10 protein-coding genes and 1 tRNA gene are annotated in these 20,370 nt (G+C 67.2%); 9 read left to right on the forward strand and 2 right to left on the reverse strand.

Annotated features, from left to right (window positions below; translation table 11 throughout):
- The first annotated feature begins 170 nt into the window (after positions 1-170).
- Genes paoA through paoC (ASE83_RS14540) form a run of 5 tightly spaced genes read left to right on the forward strand, consistent with a single transcriptional unit; the run spans position 171 to position 6,820 of the window.
- The gene (paoA, locus tag ASE83_RS14520) at positions 171-809 is read left to right on the forward strand and encodes an aldehyde dehydrogenase iron-sulfur subunit PaoA (RefSeq protein WP_082443367.1); all 639 of its coding nucleotides are present in this window, start codon (positions 171-173) and stop codon (positions 807-809) included.
- The gene (locus tag ASE83_RS14525; protein ID WP_055791670.1) at positions 806-1,756 is read left to right on the forward strand and encodes an FAD binding domain-containing protein; all 951 of its coding nucleotides are present in this window, start codon (positions 806-808) and stop codon (positions 1,754-1,756) included. Before paoA ends, ASE83_RS14525 begins: the two co-directional genes overlap by 4 nt.
- A 4-nt stretch (positions 1,757-1,760) precedes the next feature.
- Positions 1,761-3,968 (forward strand): aldehyde oxidoreductase molybdenum-binding subunit PaoC, encoded by a 2,208-nt coding sequence (gene paoC / locus ASE83_RS14530; RefSeq protein WP_055791674.1) that lies wholly within the window; start codon positions 1,761-1,763, stop codon positions 3,966-3,968.
- 36 nt (positions 3,969-4,004) lie between these two features.
- Positions 4,005-4,613: a cysteine hydrolase family protein gene (locus ASE83_RS14535; protein ID WP_055791883.1), complete on the forward strand. Its 609-nt coding sequence runs from the start codon at positions 4,005-4,007 to the stop codon at positions 4,611-4,613.
- Positions 4,610-6,820, forward strand: a complete 2,211-nt coding sequence (gene paoC / locus ASE83_RS14540; protein ID WP_055791675.1) for an aldehyde oxidoreductase molybdenum-binding subunit PaoC — start codon at positions 4,610-4,612, stop codon at positions 6,818-6,820. The genes ASE83_RS14535 and paoC (ASE83_RS14540) overlap by 4 nt, the downstream gene beginning before the upstream one ends.
- A 294-nt stretch (positions 6,821-7,114) precedes the next feature.
- Here the strand turns inward: paoC (ASE83_RS14540) and ASE83_RS14545 are convergent.
- Positions 7,115-7,190, reverse strand: a tRNA-Thr gene (locus ASE83_RS14545).
- Between the two features lie 160 nt (positions 7,191-7,350).
- On the opposite strand from ASE83_RS14545, the gene ASE83_RS14550 reads away from it, so the two are divergent.
- Both ASE83_RS14550 and ASE83_RS14555 read left to right on the forward strand, forming a co-directional pair.
- Entirely contained in the window at positions 7,351-8,484 is a 1,134-nt protein-coding gene (locus tag ASE83_RS14550; protein ID WP_082443368.1) for a PAS domain-containing protein, read from the forward strand.
- Between the two features lie 720 nt (positions 8,485-9,204).
- Entirely contained in the window at positions 9,205-13,818 is a 4,614-nt protein-coding gene (locus ASE83_RS14555) for an NAD-glutamate dehydrogenase domain-containing protein (protein ID WP_055791680.1), read from the forward strand.
- Positions 13,819-13,990: 172 nt separating this feature from the next.
- Here ASE83_RS14555 and ASE83_RS14560 read toward each other — a convergent pair whose 3' ends face one another.
- A complete protein-coding gene (locus ASE83_RS14560) occupies positions 13,991-15,589 on the reverse strand; it encodes an alpha-L-fucosidase (RefSeq protein WP_055791683.1) in 1,599 nt (532 codons plus the stop codon).
- A gap of 175 nt (positions 15,590-15,764) precedes the next feature.
- Between ASE83_RS14560 and ASE83_RS14565 the strand changes: the two genes are divergently transcribed.
- Both ASE83_RS14565 and ASE83_RS14570 read left to right on the forward strand, forming a co-directional pair.
- Positions 15,765-17,399: a DUF5597 domain-containing protein gene (locus ASE83_RS14565; RefSeq protein WP_055791685.1), complete on the forward strand. Its 1,635-nt coding sequence runs from the start codon at positions 15,765-15,767 to the stop codon at positions 17,397-17,399.
- Positions 17,399-20,269, forward strand: coding sequence for a glycoside hydrolase family 31 protein (locus ASE83_RS14570; protein ID WP_055791688.1), 2,871 nt, complete (start codon positions 17,399-17,401; stop codon positions 20,267-20,269). Before ASE83_RS14565 ends, ASE83_RS14570 begins: the two co-directional genes overlap by 1 nt.
- Positions 20,270-20,370: the final 101 nt, after the last annotated feature.

Genomic DNA, 20,370 nt, shown 5'->3' on the forward strand with positions numbered 1-20,370 from the left:
TCCTGCGGCCCCTCCCGCAGCCTCGCATGAAGTTGAGCAGCACTCACCGCCTCGTTGAATACTGCGCACGCACTATAGCGGCGGCTGACACGTTAAGATGGTCCCACGGCAATGACGCAGATCGAAATTCTATCGCAGGTGCCCGTTGGGGCCAAAGGAGCGCAAAATCCATGCCCCGCACATCAGAAATTGAGCTTTCACGACGCGGTCTGCTGGCCGGCAGCGCGGCGACTGCCGTGGTCGTCGCTTCACCGGGAAGCGCGCTCGCCGCATCACCACCCCCGCCGGAAGCGACCGCGACCGTGCCCGTGCGGTTCGAGGTCAACGGAGAAAAGCGGGAACTGGATCTTGATCCGCGCACGACCCTGCTCGACGCGCTGCGCGAGCATCTGCAGCTGACGGGCACCAAGAAGGGCTGCGATCATGGCCAGTGCGGTGCCTGCACAGTGATGGTCGACGGCGTACGCATCAATTCCTGCCTAAGCCTGGCGGTCATGCACGACGGCGACGCAATCACGACGATCGAGGGGTTGGGCACACCGGACAAGCTGCACCCGATGCAGGCGGCCTTCATCAAGCACGACGGCTACCAGTGCGGCTATTGTACGCCGGGGCAGATTTGTTCCGCAGTCGCGGTGCTCGACGAGATCAAGCGCGGTGTTCCCAGTCACGCGCAGGGCGACCTGATGAGCAGGCCGACCGCGACGAACGTCGAAATGCGTGAGCGGATGAGCGGCAACATCTGCCGCTGCGGTGCCTATTCCAACATCGCCGAGGCCATGGCCGAAGTCGCGGGAGCAAAAGCATGAGAGCTTTCACCTATGAACGCGCCAAGGATGCCCGTGGCGCAGCGCGCGCCGTGGCCGCCAACCCTGCCGCCAAGTTCATTGCGGGCGGGACCAACCTGCTCGACCTGATGAAGATCGAGGTCGAGACGCCGACGCATCTGGTCGACGTGCAGGATATCGGCTTCGACACGATCGAGGCGACCGCTGACGGCGGTCTCCGCATCGGCGCACTGGTGACCAATACCAATCTCGCCGCCGACGAGCGCATCCGGCGCGACTACGGCGTTCTGACCCGCGCGATCGTCGCGGGCGCCTCGGGCCAGTTGCGCAACAAGGCGTCGACCGCGGGCAATTTGCTCCAGCGGACACGCTGCCCCTATTTCTACGACACCAACATGGCGTGCAACAAGCGAAAGCCGGGTTCGGGATGCGCCGCGATCGGCGGCTATTCGCGCCAGTTGGGCGTGATCGGCGTCAGCGACAGGTGCATCGCGACGTTCCCGGGCGACATGGCGGTAGCAATGCGTGTGCTCGACGCGGTGATCGAGACGGTGGACGCAACCGGCCAGCGCCGCTCGATCCCGATCGCCGACTTCCATCGGCTGTGGGGCGACACGCCCCAGCGGGATACCGTGCTGAAGCAGGGCGAGCTGATCACCGCGGTGACCCTGCCCCGACCGCTCGGCGGCAAGCATTTCTACGAAAAGGTACGCGACCGCGCGTCCTATGCCTATGCGCTGGTATCGGTCGCGGCGGTGATTCAGGCCGACGGCACCGGGCGTGTTGCGTTCGGCGGCGTGGCGCCGAAACCGTGGCGTGTCGAGGCGGCAGATGCGCTGCTGCCACGCGGTGCCGCAGCGGTGACCGCGCGCGCGTTCCAGGGCGCGACGCCGACCAAAGACAATGCGTTCAAGCTGCCACTTGCCACCCGCGCGCTGGCCTCGGTCCTCGCCGAAGCGAAGGCATAGGCTCATGAAATTCGAAACACCCGCGGTCGCCAACCCGATCGACCGGATGAAGGTCGTCGGGCGCGCGCAGACCCGCATCGACGGCCCGCTCAAGACCACCGGGCTGGCACCCTATGCCTATGAACGTCACGGCGAGATCGAGAACGCCGCGTACGGCTATGTTGTCGGTGCCGCCGTCGCCAAGGGACGCATCAGCACGGTCGACACCGCCGCGGCGAAGGCCGCACCCGGCGTAATCGCAATCGTGACGGCGGCCGACGTGGGCAAGCTTGGCAAGGGCAAGTACAACACCGTCAAGTTGCTGGCCGGACCCGATGTCGATCATTACCATCAGGCGGTCGCGGTCGTGGTCGCCGAGACGTTCGAACAGGCGCGCGCGGCGGCCGGCCTCGTCCGCGTCGACTATGCCCGTGGAAAGGGTCGGTTCGACCTCGACGCCGCGTTGAAGTCGGCCCCGCTGACCGATGCGGACAAGCCCGGCAAGGGCGAGGACCGGGTCGGCACGTTCGAAGCGGCCTTCGCGTCCGCGCCGGTCACGCTCGACGCCGAATATACGACGCCGGATCACAGCCATGCGATGATGGAGCCGTTCGCCTCGATCGCCGCGTGGAACGGCGACGCACTGACCGTGTGGACGTCGAACCAGATGATCGACTGGGGCCGCACCGATCTCGCCACCACGTTAAACATACCGAAGGACAAGGTGACGTTTCTGTCGCCCTATGTCGGTGGCGGTTTTGGTGGGAAACTGTTCCTGCGCAGCGACGCGGTGCTGGCGGCGCTCGGCGCCAAGGCTGCCGGTCGCCCGGTGAAGGTCGCGATGAGCCGGCCGTTCATGGCCAACAACACGACGCATCGCCCCGCCACGCGCCAGCGCATCCGCATCGGTGCGACCCGGGACGGGACGATCACCGCGATCGCGCATGAAAGCGGATCGGGCGATCAGCCCAACGGCGGTCCCGAAGCCGCGGTGCTGCAGACGCAGCTGCTCTATGCGGGTGCCAATCGGCTGACGTCGATGCGTCTTGCCGTGCTCGACCTGCCCGAGGGTAATGCGATGCGAGCGCCGGGTGAGGCCCCGGGCCTGATGGCGCTGGAAGTCGCGATGGACGAGATGGCCGAGAAGCTCCGCATGGATCCGATCGCCTTTCGCGTGAAGAACGACACGCAGGTCGACCCCAAGGACCCCAAGCGGCGTTTCTCGCAGCGCCAGCTCGTCCGCTGTCTGACCGAAGGCGCGCAGCAGTTCGGCTGGTCGCGTCGCAAGGCCCAGCCCGCGCAGGTCCGCGACGGCAAATGGCTGGTCGGCATGGGTGTAGCCTCCGCCTTCCGCAATCACATGAATATGCCATCGGGCGCGCGCGTCCGGCTGGGCCGGGACGGTGTCGTCACAGTCGAGACCGATATGACCGACATCGGCACCGGCAGCTATACGATCATCGCGCAGACTGCCGCGGAGATGATGGGCGTGCCGCTCGAATCCGTGATCGTGAAGCTCGGCAGTTCCGCTTTTCCGGTTTCCGCCGGATCGGGTGGCCAGTTCGGTGCGGCCAATGCGACCGCGGGCGTCTATGCCGCTTGCGTCAAGCTGCGCGAGGCCGTGGCCCAGCGGCTTGGCTATAATTCGGCCGACGTAGCGTTCGAGGGCGGCAAGGTGATCAGCGGCAACCGGTCCGCAGACCTGCGTCGCGCCGCCGCCGCAGGGGAGCTGGTGGCCGAGGACAAGATCGAGTTTGGCACGCTCGACAAGACATGGCAGCTGTCCACGTTCGGCGCGCATTTCGTGGAGGTCGGCGTGGACATGTACACCGGCGCGACCCGGCTGCGCCGGATGCTGGCGGTGTGCGCCGCAGGGCGGATCATTAATCCGCAGACCGCGCGCAGCCAGGTGATCGGCGCGATGACGATGGGCGTCGGGTCGGCGCTTATGGAGGAACTGGCGGTCGACAGGCGCTTCGGCTTCTTCGTCAACCACGATCTCGCCAGCTACGAGGTCCCGGTCCATGCCGATATCCCGCACCAGGAGGTGATCTTCCTCGACGAGGCCGACGACAAGGCCAATCCGATGAAGGCCAAGGGTATCGGCGAACTCGGCCTGTGCGGCGTCGGCGCGGCGGTCGCCAACGCCATGTACAACGCGACCGGCGTGCGCCTGCGCGATTATCCGCTGACGCTCGACAAGCATCTCGACCGGTTACCGGCGGTGGCGTGAGCCACCTTCGGAACGGGCCAAATGGGAGAATGCAAGATGACACCCGAAAAGACCGCCCTATTGCTGATCGAGTATCAGAACGACTTCGTGAGCGAAGGCGGCGTCCAGCATGATGCGGTGAAGGCGGTGATGGCCGACACCGACATGCTGGCGCACAGCCGCGCGGTCGCAACCGCCGCCCGCGATCGCGGCGTCACAGTGATGCACGCGCCGATCGGTTTCGCCGACGGCTATCCCGAGATCCCCGCCGACGCTTACGGCATCCTCGCCGGGATCGTGCAGGCGCAGGCGTTCCGCAAGGGCAGCTGGGGTGCGGAGATCGCCGCCCCGATGGCCCCGGTCGACGGCGACATCGTGATCGAGGGCAAGCGCGGGCTGGATTGCTTCGCCAGCACGAACATCGATTTCATCCTGCGCCAGCGCGGCATCACCGATCTGGCGATCGCTGGTTTCCTGACTAACTGCTGCGTCGAATCGACGATGCGGTCGGCCTATGAGCGCGGCTTCCGCGTGGTCACGCTGACCGATTGCACCGCGACGCTGAGCGCCGAGGAACAGGCGGCGTCGGTGACGAAAACCTTCCCTATGTTCTCCCGCCCGCTGACGCACGACGCCTTCCTGGCCGAACTGGAGACGACGCCATGAAGTTCGACACCCCCGCCGGCACGACGCCGATCGACCGGCTGGACGTGGTCGGCCGCGCCCATCCGCGCGTGGAGGGGCCGCTCAAGGCCACCGGCACCGCGCGCTACGCCGCCGAGCATCACGATGCCGCGCCCGATGCGGCCTATGGCTATATTCTGGGCGCAGCGATCGCGAAGGGTCGGATCACCGCGATCGACACCGCCGCCGCCCGCGCCGCACCCGGCGTCCGTGCGGTCGTCACGCACGAGAATGCCGGCCCCGTCGGCGTCGGCAAGTTCTACGTGCAGCGCGTCCTGGCGGGGCCGATGGTCGATCATTATCACCAGGCGGTGGCCGTCGTCGTCGCCGACACGTTCGAACAGGCACGCGCCGCCGCCGCACTGGTCCGAATCGATTACGCGCGGGCCAAGGGCCAGTTCGATCTCGTCGCGCAGAAGCCATCGGCCCCGATCGCGGCGCAGGAGCCGTTCGGCGGCGCGTCCGAGGTTTCGGTCGGTGCCTTCGCCGCCGCGTTCGCGGACGCGCCGGTCACGGTAGACGAAACCTACGCCGTTCCCGATCAGGCCCATGCGATGATGGAGCCGCACGCCACCATCGCGCGCTGGGATGGCGACCGGCTGACGTGCTGGACCGCGATTCAGTCGATGGACTGGGGATGCCGCGACCTTGGCCTCATCATCGGAACGCCGCGGGAGAATATCCGGCTCCACTCCGCTTTCATCGGTGGCGGCTTCGGCGGCAAGGGCACGACGCAGAGCGATCTTGCGCTTGCCGCGATTGCTGCGCGGGTGTCGGGCCGTCCTGTAAAGGTGGTGCTGCAACGCGCGATCATGTTCAACAACACCATCCATCGCCCCAAGACGATTCAGCGGGTCCGGCTGGGCGCGGCGAAGGACGGGCGGCTGCTTGCCATCGGCCACGACTGCTGGTCCGGCAATCTGCCCGGCGGCCGGACCGAGCCGTGCACGCTTCCCACCCGGCTGATGTACGCGGGCGAAAATCGCCTGCTGCGCCGTTATCTCGCGACGCTCGACCTGGCGGAGGGCAATGCGATGCGCGCGCCGGGCGAGGCGCCGGGGATGATGGCGCTGGAAGTGGCGATGGACGAGCTGGCCGAAAGGCTGGGCATGGACCCCGTCGCGCTGCGCATCGCCAACGACACCCAGGTCGACCCCGAAAAGCCCGAGCGCCGCTTCTCGACTAGGCCGTTCATCCAGTGCCTGACCGAAGGCGCGGAAAAGTTTGGTTGGGGCGCGCGGCAGGCGAAGCCGGGCAGTCGGCGCGACGGCAAGTGGCTGATCGGCATGGGCATGGCGAGTGCAATCCGCGGTGCGCCGATCATGAAGGCGGGCGCACGCGTGCGGCTCGGCAAGGACGGCCACGTCACGGTCGAAACCGACATGACCGACATCGGCCAGGGCAGCTACACGATCGTCGCGCAGACCGCCGCCGAGATGATGGGCGTACCGCTCGACCGCGTCACCGCGAGGCTGGGCGATTCCACGTTCCCGGTCACCCCCGGTTCGGGCGGTCAGGCGGGCGCCGCATCGGCGACCGCGGGGGTCTATGCCGCCTGTGCGAAACTGCGCGCGCTGGTCGCGCAGCGGCTGGGCTTCAACACCGCGGACGTGACGTTCGCGGACGGGCGGGTCGTCTCGGCGGGCCGGTCAGTGCCGCTGGCCGACGCCGCGAGGGACGGCGACATCGTCGCCGAGGACGCGATGGAATATGGCGATCTCGCCAGTCGCTATGCGCAGCAGACCGTCGGCGCGCATTTTGCCGAAGTCGCGGTGGACGCCTATACCGGCATCGTCCGGGTCCGGCGGATGCTGGCGGTCTGCGCCGCCGGACGCATCCTGAACCCCATGACCGCGCGTAGCCAGGTGGTCGGCGGCATGACGATGGGAATCGGTGCCGCGCTGATGGAAGAGATGGCGGTCGACACCCGCTTCGGCTTCTTCGTCAATCACGACCTTGCCGGCTACGAAGTGCCCGTCCACGCCGACGTTCCGCATCTGGACGCCTATTTCATCGAAGAGGTCGATGCCACGATGTCGCCGGTCAAGGCGAAGGGCGTCGGCGAACTCGGATTGTCGGGCGTGGCGCCGTCGATCGCCAACGCCGTCTACAACGCGACCGGCGTGCGGGTTCGTGACTATCCGATCACGCTGGAGAAGCATTTGGCCGGCCTGCCAGCGATAGCGTAACGCCTGTCGCGTTACGTTCTGTCGCGATTATAGGCTGAAAGCGACGATAGGATCGTCAATATCGCGTGGTACATTTTTGGCGCGAACATCAGGGCCTCGGATCGCCTTGATGTCCGCGAGATGCTTAAACAGACGCTACAGGCGCAAGGCATCGATCCGGCGAAACAGCCGCAGGGTTACGCGGCGAGGGGATGATCACGCTTCCTGGTGCGCCTGCACCAACCGTGAGCGCAGTTCTCAGACAGCCCTCTATGGGGTCTCATGAAACCGCGCATTTGTGCCGGTTTCAGATAGTGGTGCCGCTTACAGGACTCGAACCTGTGACCCCCGCATTACGAATGCGATGCTCTACCAACTGAGCTAAAGCGGCCCGGGACGGAACACCGTCTGGGAGCGGGCGCTTACCAGTGGGTGGGGCGGGTGGCAAGGGGAATTGCGTTTCCAGCCATCATGGGCGGATTTTACCGGACGTTTACCCTAGGCGGTCCACAACCCCACGCATTCGGGCAGACCGCCCATGGGGACGGATTATGGACATCGTGCGCGGACCGAACGAGCAGCCGGGCGGCGGGGACGACGATCGCGAAGGCGTCGGTGGCGACGTCATGGTCGTGGGGACCGACGAACGCCGGATGCATGTCCGCGCCTACAACCACTGGGTATCGCTGCTGGCCGGGCGGCCATGTCCGCTGATCGACGCGCTGGACCCGGCGGGCATCGCCGATTTCGGGCCGAACAGCGTGCTGCTGGACTTCACCGACGGCCATGACGACGGGGTGATCCGGTTCCTGGGCCATGCGCTGCGCGAGGAAAGCGGGACCGATTCGTCGATCGTCCGGTTGAGCCAGGTGCCGCCCCGGTCGCTGCTGTCGCGACTGACCGATCATTATATGCAGATCATCGCCAACCGCGCGCCGATCGGGTTCGAGGCCGAGTTCGTCGGGCATCGTGGATTCCCGATGCTGTATCGCGGCATCCTGATGCCGTTTTCGTCCGATGGTTCGGCGATCGATTATCTGTACGGCGTCATCAACTGGAAGGAAGTGGTCGACACCGCGACCCAGTCCCAGCTGGCCGCCGAGCTGGCCGAATCGCGCCGGGCCGTACCGCGTCGGGCGATGCCGGCGGCGGCATGGGCCGATGGGCCGAGCGCCGCGCTGGCCGAACCGGCGGCGACGCCGACGCTGACCGAGCGGCTGGTCGACGTGCGGCGCCAGGCCGAGGCCGCGCGCGGCACGGATGCCGCCGCGCCGGCGACGCTGGCCGCGCTGGCGGCGGCATATGACTTCCTGCTGGCGAGCGAGCGCGATGCCGCGGGCTATGCCACGATGCTGGTCGGCGCGGGCCTGACCGTCGATCCGCGCGCACCGGTCGAGGCACTGGTCCGGCTGGTATTCGGCGACGCCCCGGAGAGCCATGCCCGCCTGCTGGCCCGTGCGCATCGTGCCGGGGTGGGCGAGGGCGAGCTGGGGGACTGGATCGAACGGACCGCCGGGCGACCGGCGGCGGCGACCCCCGCGATCGTCGTGCCGGTCGCGCCGGGGGACGATGCCTATGTCCTGCTGCTGGCGCGTGCGGTCGATGCCGGGTCGGTCGAGATTCTGGGCAGGGTCGATGCCGATCCGGCGCAGATCGCCGCCGCGCGGGGCCAGTTGGAGCGCTGACGAATCCGTCCATAAACGCGTCGATACGCGCTTTTGGTGTGAGCCTAAGGGCCGATTGACAGTCATCTACGACCGGTCGCCACCTCCAGCCTCTTCGTCACCCCGGACCTGTTCCGGGGTCCACCGAGCCGCAATCGCGGTCGCTAGAGGCTCACACCGCACCGATTGCCGCGCCGTGGACCCCGGAACAAGTCCGGGGTGACGAAGTAAAATGTGAATGTCGATCGGTTACAGGACGGATCGACATTCGGACGCCGGGGCGAGATGTCCACGCGACGACCGCGACGACCGCGAAAGCCCCAGGAAGTCGGATTTTCGCGCGGAGGCGCGGAGGACGCGGAGGTGTCGCGCACGGGGGTGATCGCAGGGACGATTACCGGTCGGCCCGACATCGCAGCGCCGATGAAACGAGTACCGTTTTGCGTCGCGCGCCGTTCTCTGCGTCCTCCGCGCCTTCGCGCGAACCATCTTCTATCTTCGCCTCGCACGAACACCGCGCACGGGCACATTGAATGTCGATCGGCCCTGGGTTTCGACAATCCGTAAGGGTCTTTGCAAGGCGGGTGCGGTCGTCAAACTCCTCTTCCCGAACATTCCCAGACAGTCTCCGCCGACCCGAACATCATCAGCCTTCTTGTAATATAATTACCGCACTGCGACATTTTGTTCGCAACTGCCACAAGGGTTGAGCCTGTCGGCGAGGCGGCGCATAGCCCCCGCATGACTCCGCAAAGCAAGCTCGCCCGCCCCCTGGAAACGCTGCTGGTCGACAGCGCCCTTCCCGGTGAAATCGAAGGTCTGGACGCCGCGGCCCGCGCCGACGCCGCGCAGTTCGTGGCGGCGACCGCCGCGCACCGGTCGCCCGGCACGGTCAGCGTCGCGCTGGAAACGCTGAGCCGGGGCGAGCAGCGGCGGATGCGGCTGGCGGTCATCAACGACGACATGCCGTTCCTGGTCGATTCGATCGCCAGCACCATCGTCGCGCACGACATCGCGATCGACCGCATCCTGCATCCGGTGATCGCGGTGACCCGCGACGCGGCCGGCACGCTGACGGGGCTTGCCGGCGAAGGCCGCCGCGAATCGATGATCTATATCGAGATGGAGCGGGCCGAAGCGCGCGTCCGCCACGCGCTGGTCGCCGAGGTCGAGCGCAATCTGGAGCATGTCCGCGCCGCCGTCGCCGACTGGCGCGCGATGCAGGCGGCGATGCAGGCCGATGCCGCGCGGCTGACCGCCGATGCCGCCACTGCCGAGGATGCGGCGCTGCTGAGCTGGTTCGTCGGCGGCAACCTGACGCAACTGGCGCATGAACGCTGGTCGCGCGACGGCGTGGTCGGCGAGCGGCTGGGCCTGTCGCGCGCACGGCTGGAGGTGCCGCTGCTGGCCGATGCGTCGCGCCAGCGCGCGATCGAATGGTTCGATGCCGGCAATGTCCAGCCGCTGCTGCTGAAGTCCAACTGCATTGCGACGGTGCATCGCCGTGCGCCGATCGACCTGGTGCTGGTGCCGATCCGCGACGGCGATCAGGTCACGGGCGTGTCGATCCATGGCGGGCTGTGGACCAGTGCCGCGTTGCAGGCGGACCCGGCCGAGGTGCCGGTCCTGCGCCGCAACCTCGCCGAACTGCGTGCCAAGTTCGGCTTCGACCCGTCGGGCCATGCGGGCAAGGCGCTGAACCACGCCATTTCGACGCTGCCCCACGACCTGACCACCGCGTTCACCCCCGAATCGCTCGAACAGCTGGCGCTGACCGCCATGTCGGTGGCGGATCGCCCGCGATCGCGGCTGGTGCTCATCAAATCGGCGCTGGGCCGGCACCTGTTCGCGTTCGTGTGGCTGGGCCGCGACGATGTGACGACGCAGCGCCGCCTGTCGATCGGCGACATGCTGGCACAGGCGGCCAATGCGTCGATCCTGAACTGGTCGATCGCGATGGAGGATGGCGAGGCGGCGCTGATCCGCTACGTCCTCGATCTGCGCCAGGACGGGCGGATGCCCGATACCGCCGATCTCGACCGGCGGATCGAACGCATGGTGCGCGGCTGGCGCCCGGCGGTCGAAGGTGCGCTGGCGGAAATGGTGCCGGAGGGGGCGACGCGCATGGCGCTGCGCTTCGCCAATGCCTTTCCCGCCAATTATCGCAATTCGAACCTGCCGGAAGAAGCGGCGCGCGACATCGTGCGGGTGGCGGCGCTGACCGACGCCACGTCGCGGTCGGTGCGGATCGTGTCCGAAGGCGGCGACCGGATGCGGATCAAGGTCTATCGTCGCGGCGGCGCGCTGGCGCTGTCGGACGCGGTGCCGGTGTTCGAGCATTTCGGGTTCCGCGTGGTCGAGGAACTGCCGACCCGGCTGGAGGATGACGAAAAGAGCTTCATCCATGATTTCGAGGTCGCGGTGGCATCGGGCGCCGCGCCGAAGTTCGACGTGGCCACCGTCGAACGTGCGATCGAGGCGGTGCTGGAAAACCGTGCCGAAAACGATGCGTTCAATCGCCTGACCGTCGAGGCCGGCATCGCGCCCGCCGCCGTCGTGCTGCTGCGCGCATGGTTCCGCTATCTGCGCCAGACGGGGCTGAGCTACAGCCTGGCGACGGTGGTCGATGCGCTGCGCCGTGCGCCCGGTGTCGCCACCGCGCTGATCGAGCGGTTCGACGCCGCGCATGATCCGGCGCGGGGCGACCGCGCGGGCGGGATCGCCGCCGCCGATGCCGCGATCGAGGGCGGACTCGACGCGGTGTCGGCGATCGACGACGACCGCATCCTGCGCAGCTATCGCGGGGTCGTTGCCGCCACGCTGCGCACCAACGCCTTTGCGCCCGCCGCGCAGGAAGCGCTGGCGTTCAAGATGGACAGCGCCAAGGTGCCGGGCCTCCCCAAGCCGCTGCCGTGGCGCGAGGTGTTCGTGTACAGCCCCCGGGTCGAGGGTATCCACCTGCGCGCAGGTCCCGTGGCGCGCGGCGGCCTGCGCTGGTCCGACCGGCGCGACGATTTCCGTACCGAAATCCTGGGGCTGATGAAGGCGCAGCGCGTCAAGAATGCCGTGATCGTCCCGACCGGGGCGAAGGGCGGTTTCTATCCCAAGCAACTGCCCGCGCCGTCGAACCGCGATGCGTGGATCGCCGAGGGGACGGAGAGCTACCGCATCTTCATCCGCTCGCTGCTGTCGATCACCGACAATATCGTCGACGGCAAGGTCGTCCATCCTGCCAGCGTCGTGATCCATGATGGCGAGGACCCGTATTTCGTGGTCGCCGCCGACAAGGGCACCGCGACGTTCAGCGACGTCGCCAACGCGCTGGCGCTGGAGCGCAAGTTCTGGCTGGGCGATGCGTTCGCATCCGGCGGCAGCGTCGGATACGACCACAAGGCGATGGGCATCACCGCCAAGGGCGCGTGGATTTCGGTCCAGCGCCACTTCCTCGAACTGGGCGTCGATGTGCAGACGCATGCGATCGACGTGGTCGGGTGCGGCGACATGTCGGGCGACGTGTTCGGCAACGGGATGCTGCTGTCCAGGGCGATCCGATTGAAGGCGGCGTTCGACCATCGCCACATCTTCCTCGACCCCGCGCCCGACGCGGCGGCGAGCTGGGTCGAGCGCGACCGGCTGTTCCAGCTGCCGCGTTCGAGCTGGGCCGATTACGACCCGACGCTGATTTCGGCCGGCGGCGGCGTGTTCCCGCGCACCGCGAAGACGATCCCCTTGAGCGAACCGGTCCGCGCGATGCTGGGCGTGGTCGAGACCGAGATGGAGCCGACCGTGCTCATCTCCGCGATCCTGCGCGCGCCGGTCGACCTGATCTGGTTCGGCGGCATCGGCACCTATGTGAAGGACCGTAGCGAAAGCCATCTCGATGTCGGCGATCCGGCCAACGATCGTATCCGCGTCGACGCCCAGACGCTGCGCGCCAAGGCGATCGGCGAGGGCGCGAACCTGGGCGTGACGCAGGCCGCGCGCATTGCGTTCAGCGCGCAGGGCGGGCGGATCAACACCGACTTCATCGACAATTCGGCGGGCGTCGATTGTTCGGACAACGAGGTGAACATCAAGATTGCGCTCAATCGCGAGGTGATCGAGGGGCGGCTGGCGCAGGACGACCGCAACGCGCTGCTGGCGCGGATGACCGACGATGTCGCGCATCTGGTGCTGGAGGATAACCGGCTGCAGACGCTGGCGCTATCGGTGATGGAGAATGACGGACCGGTCGCGGTGCCGAGCTATGTCCGCGTGATCGAGATGCTGGAGGCTGCCGGCAAGCTGGACCGGGTGGTCGAGGGGCTGAGCGCCAATGACGATTATGTCCGCCGCGCGCAGGACGGGCGGGGGCTGACGCGTCCCGAACTGGCGGTGCTGCTGGCGAGCGTGAAGCTGGCGTTGCAGGAAGCGATCGAACACGCCCCCATCGCGACCGACCCCGACATGGCGGGCGATCTATTGGCGGCGTTCCCCAAGGAGATGCAGGAGAGCCACAAACAGGCGATCCTCGACCATCGCCTGCGCGGCGAGATCGTCGCGACGAAGCTGGCGAACCGCATCGTCAACCGGCTGGGCGTGCTCCACGTCTTCGAACTGGCGGAGGAAGAGGGCGAGGCGCTGGCCGATATCGCGGCGATGTTCGTCGCGGCCGAGCGGCTGTTCGACATCGATGCGTTGTACGACCGGATCGAGGGCGCCGATATTTCGGAACGCGCGCGCATCGCGTTGCTCGACGAAGTGGCGGTGGGCGTGCGCTCGCAGATCGCCGATTTGCTGCGCGCCTTCCCGGCGGGCACCCTGCCGGCCCATGCCGTCGCGCATCTGCAGAAGGGTGTGGCGAGCCTTGCCGGGCAGACCAGCTCGCTGCTCCGCGCCGAGGCGGCACAACAGCGCGACCGGATCGCGGGCGTGTTGCAGGATGCCGGCGCGCCGCAGGAGCTTGCCGGACAGGTCGTGCGGCTGTTCGAGCTGGACGGCGCGGTCGGCCTCGCCGATCTTGGCCGTCGCCTGAAGCTGGACGAGACGAAGCTGACGCTGGCGTTCACCCATCTCGGCTTCGCGCTGGGGCTGGACTGGGCGCAGGCGGTGGCGGCGCGTATCCAGACCGGCGATCCGTGGGAACGGCTGCTGATCGCCGGCCTCGCGCGCGATTTCCAGCAGCTGCGCTTCGAGTTCCTGAACCGCAATGCCGGCAAGGACCCGCAGGCGGCGGTCGAGAAATGGCTGGACGCCAACCGTGACCGCGTGGCGCAGTTCGCGGCGCTGGTCCACCGCGCGCGGCAGGCGCCGGTGGCGGGCGCGGCGATGCTGGCGCAGATTGCGGGGCAGGCGCGGGTGCTGCTGGCACGGTGACGGCGTATCCCCGCGCAGGCGGGGGTACGGCTGGGATCGCGCGTGATTCCTGCAATCCTCCCACGTCACCCCAGCGCAGGCTGGGGTCTCCTGCGGCGAGGCGCGCGCTTCGTTACCGGGAGATCCCAGCCTACGCTGGGATGACGTTTGTGGCGGGGAGGGGGGGCTGGCGTTACACCAGCCCCGGCCCCTCCAGCCTGACCACCGGCAGCATCCCACCGGCGGGCGCGGGCGGCAGGGTGAGGGTCAGCCCCTCGGCCGTCCGCTGCATCGCGACCTTGCCGCCGCCCAGCAGCGTCGCCCGCTCGATCCGTCCGCCCGCGCCGTTCCCCAGCGCCGCGATCGTGACCGGCGCATCGGGCCAGCCGAGGAAGATCGCGTTGAGCGCGCCGCCGCCCGTCGTGAAGCGCACGTCGCGCGCGCCAAGCTTGTCGACCTGCCCTTCGTTGAACATGCCGCCGGCCAGGTCGGTCGGTCCTTCGCCGAACATCCGCCACGGCCGCGTGCCATAGATCGCCGATCCGTTGACGCGCAGCCATGCGCCGATCTGGTCGACGATCCGTTCCTCCTCGCTGTCGATCGATCCGTCGCCGCGCACCGGCACCGACAGCAGCAGGTTGCCGTTCTTCGACACGGTGTCGGCCAGCCGCTGCAACACGGCGCGCGCCGGGACATAGGATTTCTCCTCGAATCGCCGTCGGTTGTAATGCCATTCGCCGATGCAGGTGCAGGTCTGCCACGGTTCGGCGCGCAGCCGGTCGGAAAAACCGCGCTCGATATCCTCGACCAGCGCCTGCCGCTGGAACGCGCTCAACTGCTTGGCGGTCAGCACCACGTCGGCGCGCCCGGTGCGTGCCGCCGCATGGTTGTAGAAATGGGCGAGCGCCTCCAACCCCACCGGGCCGAACGGCACGCCGAAATCGTCGAGATAGACGAGATCGGGGTCGTAGCGCTCGACCAGCGCCTTTTGCCGCGCCAGCCAGCTGGTCACGAAGCGCGGATTGGCGGCAGGCGCGAATTCCATCCACCGCCCGCTGGTCGCCGCGGCCCAAGCATCCATCTGCGCCTTCGTCGTGAAGCCGTCGGGCGCGGCCAGCGTCTCGCCGGTGTACAGTTCCTGCGGGTCGAGGCCGTCCCACCATTTGCCCCGGCCATCCGCCCTGGTCAGCCGCGCCGCGTCGTAACGCTGTCCGGCGCGAGGCCCCTCGGGATCATAGTTGTACGCGACCTGATACCAGTGCCACGCATGGCTCGCATGGTTGCTGACGCCGAAGCGCAGCCCTTCCGCCCGCGTGGCGTCGCGCCATCCGGCGATGATGTCGCGCTTCGGGCCGACGCGGGTGCTGTTCCACGGGTGCGGGCCGTCGAACAGGTCGAAATTGTCGTGGTGGCACGCCATGCCGACGAAATAGCGCGCGCCTGCCGCCTTGTAGCGCCTGACCAGCGCCGCCGGGTCCCAGCGTTCGGCGCGCCACTGGCCGATAATGTCCAGAAAGCCGGTATCGGCGGGATGGCCATAGCGCCGGAGGTGCAGGTCATAGGGTTCGTGCCCCTGTTCGTAGATCTGCCGCGCATACCAGTCGCCGGCTTCGGGCACGCATTGCGGCCCCCAATGCGCCCAGATGCCGAACTTCGCATCGCGAAACCAGTCGGGCACGGCATAGCCATCGGCCAGCGACGACCAGTTGGGCGCGATCGGCGCGCCGCGCGCCGCGACCGGCCCGGCGGCGGCAAGGGCGGCGGTGCCGCGCAGGAATCGGCGTCGTTCCATGGACTATCCTCTCCCAAGGGGGGCGGCCGGGCATTCCGGTCCGCATCGCGCCATGTTAGCGCTAAGAACCAATTGTATGACATAGATATCGTGCGTAAAGAGGCGTGACAACGCTGTCGGGTACGGGCTGACCGAAACCACGAACGGCGACCGGGATGATGCGGGAGAGGGCGATATGGCGGCGTGGCGCAAATGGGCGATGGCGGGGGCGGCATGGGCGATGGTCGCCGGCACGGCGGCGATCGCGAAGCCGGGTGATGCACCCTATCTGGTCCGCAAGGATGGCCGTCACGCGTTGATGGTCGATGGCGCGCCGTTCCTGATGCTGGGCGTGCAGGCCAATAATTCCAGCAACTATCCCGACATGCTGCCCAAGGTCTGGCCGATGGTCGAACGGCTGCACGCCAACACGCTGGAAATCCCGGTCGCGTGGGAACAGATCGAACCGGTCGAGGGCAGATTCGATTTCAGCTATCTCGATGCGTTGCTGCCGCAGGCGCGGGCGCATGGCGTGAAGCTGGTGCTGCTGTGGTTCGGCACGTGGAAGAATACCTCGCCCGGCTATGTCCCCGCCTGGGTCAAGACCGACAATGCCCGGTTTCCCCGGATGCGGACCAAGGACGGCAAGACGCATTATGCGCTGTCGCCGCACGGCGAGGCGACGTTTGAGGCGGACAAGAAGGCGTTCGTCGCGCTGATGCGCTACCTGAAGGACCATGACCCCGACCACAGCGTCATCATGGTCCAGCCGGAGAACGAAACCGGCGTGTACCAGCAGGCGCGCGACTATTCGCCCGAGGCCAATCGCCTGTTCGCGGCCGCTGTGCCGCCCGAACTGGCGAAGCAGACCGGCAAGCGCGGCAACTGGACGGCGGTCTATGGCGACAATGCCGAACCGGCGTTCAACGCATGGTATGTTGCGCGCTATATCGACCGGATCGCGGCGGCGGGGAAGGCGGTGTGGAAGCTGCCGATGTACGTCAACGCGGCGGTCGGCGGGGCGTTCGCGCCGCCGGGCAAGTCGGGCGGCGCCAGCGGCGGTCCCGACTGGCAGGTGATCGACGTGTGGAAGGCGGCGGCGCCGAACATCGATGTGCTCGCGCCCGATCTCTATACCCGCGATGCCAAGGATTACCTGAAGTTCCTCGACCATTATGCACGGCCCGACAACGCGCTAATGGTGCCCGAAACCGGCAACGCGGCCGATTTCGCGCGTTTCCTGTGGCCGACGATCGGGCGTGGCGGCATCGGCTGGGCGCCGTTCGGCATGGATGCCACCGGCTATTACAACTACCCGCTGGGCGCGAAGGCGCTGGACGATGCGACGGTCGAGGCGTTCGCGAGCAAATACCGCTTCCTGAAACCGATGGCGCGCGGCTGGGCCACGCTGTCGCTGGCGCATCCCGGCTGGGGCACGGCCAAGGGCGCGCCGGACACCGAACAGGTGAAGGTCATGGGCCGGTGGCGCGTGTCGGCCAAATATGGCGAATGGCAGTTCGGATCGATGGATTCGCCGTGGCTGAAGGCCGAACCGCCCGCGACCGCCACCCAGCCGGTCGGCGGGGCGGCCGTGTTGCAACTGGCGCCCGATCAGTTCCTGGTGACCGGCACCGATGTGCGCGTGTCGTTCGACGTCGCCGACAAGGCGCGGGGCGAGACCGCGATGCACATCAAGGTCGAGGAAGGGACGCTGGCCGATGACGGCAGCTTCCGCGCCCGCCGGGTGATGAACGGCGACCAGACCGATTATGGATTGAACTTCACCGCAGAGCCGATGCTGCTGCGCGTGACCATGGGAACGTACCGCTGATGAAGACGCTTCGCTGGACCTTGTTGTCGCTCGCCCTGTCGGCCTCGCTGCCGGCGCTTGCCGCCGATGTGGCGAAGGTGCCGGGCGGCGTGGTCGTCACCCCCGATGCCGGCCCGGCCAAGCGGGTACGGGTGCTGGTCTATGGCCCTGACCGGTTCCGCGTGACGGCGGTGCCGGACGCAACGCTCGACACGCCCGACAGCCTGATGGTGACGGCGAAGCCGGCGGGCGACTTCACCGTCAGCCAAGCGCGCGGGGTCGTGGTGGTGAAGGCGGCGGGCGGATCGGCCGAGATCGACCTCGACGACGGGCAGGTGCGTTTTCGCGATGCGGCGGGCAAGCTGACGCTGGAGGAGGCGCCGCGCGCGGGCTTCGTGCCCGTGACGGCGGGCGGCGAGAAGTTCGTTGCCATCCGCCAGCAATTCAATCGCGGCACGGACGAGGGCTTTTACGGTCTCGGCCAGCATCAGAACCGGCAGATGAACTATAATGGCGAGGACGTCGAACTCGCCCAGCATAATATGGATATCGGCATCCCCTTCGTCGTGTCGACGAAGAATTACGGGGTGTTGTGGGACAATAACGGCATCACCCGCTTCGGTAATCCGCAGGCGTACAAGCTGGTCGGCGACGGGATGAAGGTGATGTCGGGCGGCAAGCCAGGCTGGCAGGCGCGATATTATCTGGGCGACCGGCTGGCGGTGACCCGGACCGAGCCGACGATCAACTATCAGTTCATCAAGGATCAGGCGAACTGGCCGGCGGCGGCCAAGGCGCAGACGGTCGCGGCGACCACGGGGCAGAACACCGCCGGCAACGCGGTGCAGACGCAGAAGGTCGTGTGGACCGGCACGGTCATGCCGTCGGTCACCGGCGTGCAGAAATTCCGCCTCTATTCGTCGAGCTACGTAAAGGTGTTCGTCGACGGGAAAGAGGTGCTGAACCGCTGGCGGCAGAACTGGAACCCATGGTTCCACAATTTCGACCTGCCGATGACCGCCGGCAAGGCGGCGGAAGTGCGGATCGAGTGGGAGCCGAATGCCGGCTATATCGCGCTGTTCCAGAACGACCCGTTACCGACCGCCGACCGCCATTCGCTGTGGTGGTCGTCGGATGTCGCCCATGCGCTCGATTATTATTATGTCGGCGGCAAGGACATGGACGGCGTCATCGCCGGCTATCGTTCGCTGACCGGCAAGGCGGCGCTGATGCCGCGCTGGGCCTATGGTTTCTGGCAGAGCCGCCAGCGCTACAACACGCAGGACGAGCTGCTGGGGGTGGTGCGCGAATATCGCAAGCGGCAGTTGCCGATCGACAATATCGTGCAGGACTGGTTCTACTGGCCCGAGGACCAGTGGGGCTGCCATTGCTTCGACCCCAAGCGCTTCCCCAAGCCGCAGCAGATGGTCGACGAAATCCACGCGAACGACGCGCGGATCATGATTTCGGTATGGCCGAAATTCTATCCGAACACGAAGAACGCGCAGGAACTGGCCGCCAAGGGCTATCTCTATCAGGGCAATCTGATCGCGAAGGAACGCGACTGGGTCGGCAAGGGCTATCTCAACACCGATTACGACCCCTATGCCCCGGAAGCGCGCGCGATCTATTTCCGGCAGATGAAGGAGGCGTTGGTCGACAAGGGCTTCGACGCGTGGTGGATGGACGCGACCGAGCCGGACATCCATTCGAACCTGTCGATCGAGGAGCGCAAGGACCGGATGGGTCCGACGGCGCAGGGACCGGCGGAAGAGTTCTTCAACAGCTATCCTTTGGTCCATGCCGAGGGCGTGGCTGATGGCCTGCGCGTCGCCAAGCCCGATGTGCGCCCGTTCATCCTGACCCGCTCGGGCTATGGCGGTATCCAGCGCGCGAGTGCCGCGCTCTGGTCGGGTGACGTCGCGTCGCGCTGGGACGATCTGCGCGACCAGATTTCGGCGGGCGTCAACCTGTCGATGTCGGGCATCCCGAACTGGACGCACGATATCGGCGGCTTCGCGGTCGAGGATCGCTACAGCAAGAAGGACCCGGCGCATCTGGCCGAATGGAAGGAACTGAACCTGCGCTGGTTCCAGTTCGGCGCGTTCAGCCCGCTGTTCCGCAGCCATGGCGAGACGCCGTTCCGCGAAATCTACGAACTGGGCGCCAGCGATCCGGCGCTGTACCAGGCGCTCGGTAATTACGACCGGCTGCGCTACCGCCTGCTGCCGTACATCCTCTCGCTGGCGGCCGAGAACTGGCACCGCGACGGGACGATGATGCGCGGGCTGGTGATGGACTTCGCCGCCGATCGCAAGACGTGGGGAATCGACGATCAGTATATGTTCGGCTCCGCGTTCCTGGTCGCGCCGGTCACCCAATTCGGCGCGCGCAGCCGGCAGGTGTACCTCCCCGCCGGGGCCGACTGGTACGACTTCGCCACCGGTGCGTATCAGAAGGGTGGGCGGACGATCACCGCCGCCGCCCCGCTCGCCACCATGCCGCTCTATGTTCGGGCCGGATCGATCGTGCCGACCGGGGCGGCGGTGCAGTCGACCGCCGAACAGCCCGACGGACCGTATGTGCTGCACGTCTTCACCGGCAAGGACGGCGCCTACACGCTGTTCGAGGATGACGGCCTGTCCGAAGGCTATCGCAAGGGCCAGTCGGCGCAGATCCCGGTGACCTGGAACGAAGCGACGAAGACGTTGAACATCGGCGCACGGCAGGGCAGCTTCCCCGGCATGGTCGCCCAGCGGGCAATGTCGGTGCGGTTCCACACGCCGGGCAAGGCGGTCGCGCCGGACTTTGCCGATAACAAGGCGACGGCGTTCATCTATGACGGGCGGGCGGTGACGGTGCCGCTCGCGGGGCGGCCGCAGACGAAGTAAGCCACCCGTCATTCCCGCGAAGGCGGGAATCCATACACGCTGTCGCCATGCAAGAGTTGCGACGGTGGCGGTAATGGATTCCCGCCTGCGCGGGAATGACG

Origin of the sequence: Sphingomonas sp. Leaf32 (genome assembly GCF_001421765.1) — a bacterium.
In the GTDB taxonomy this organism is placed as follows: domain Bacteria; phylum Pseudomonadota; class Alphaproteobacteria; order Sphingomonadales; family Sphingomonadaceae; genus Sphingomonas.

Excerpts from the sequence above, each read along its gene's own strand:
- paoA (WP_082443367.1), top strand. The coding sequence starts at position 171 with ATGCCCCGCACATCAGAAATTGAGCTTTCACGACGCGGTCTGCTGGCC.
- ASE83_RS14525 (WP_055791670.1), top strand. The coding sequence starts at position 806 with ATGAGAGCTTTCACCTATGAACGCGCCAAGGATGCCCGTGGCGCAGCG.
- paoC (WP_055791674.1), top strand. The coding sequence starts at position 1,761 with ATGAAATTCGAAACACCCGCGGTCGCCAACCCGATCGACCGGATGAAG.
- ASE83_RS14535 (WP_055791883.1), top strand. The coding sequence starts at position 4,005 with ATGACACCCGAAAAGACCGCCCTATTGCTGATCGAGTATCAGAACGAC.
- paoC (WP_055791675.1), top strand. The coding sequence starts at position 4,610 with ATGAAGTTCGACACCCCCGCCGGCACGACGCCGATCGACCGGCTGGAC.
- ASE83_RS14550 (WP_082443368.1), top strand. The coding sequence starts at position 7,351 with ATGGACATCGTGCGCGGACCGAACGAGCAGCCGGGCGGCGGGGACGAC.
- ASE83_RS14555 (WP_055791680.1), top strand. The coding sequence starts at position 9,205 with ATGACTCCGCAAAGCAAGCTCGCCCGCCCCCTGGAAACGCTGCTGGTC.
- ASE83_RS14560 (WP_055791683.1), bottom strand. The coding sequence starts at position 15,589 with ATGGAACGACGCCGATTCCTGCGCGGCACCGCCGCCCTTGCCGCCGCC.
- ASE83_RS14565 (WP_055791685.1), top strand. The coding sequence starts at position 15,765 with ATGGCGGCGTGGCGCAAATGGGCGATGGCGGGGGCGGCATGGGCGATG.
- ASE83_RS14570 (WP_055791688.1), top strand. The coding sequence starts at position 17,399 with ATGAAGACGCTTCGCTGGACCTTGTTGTCGCTCGCCCTGTCGGCCTCG.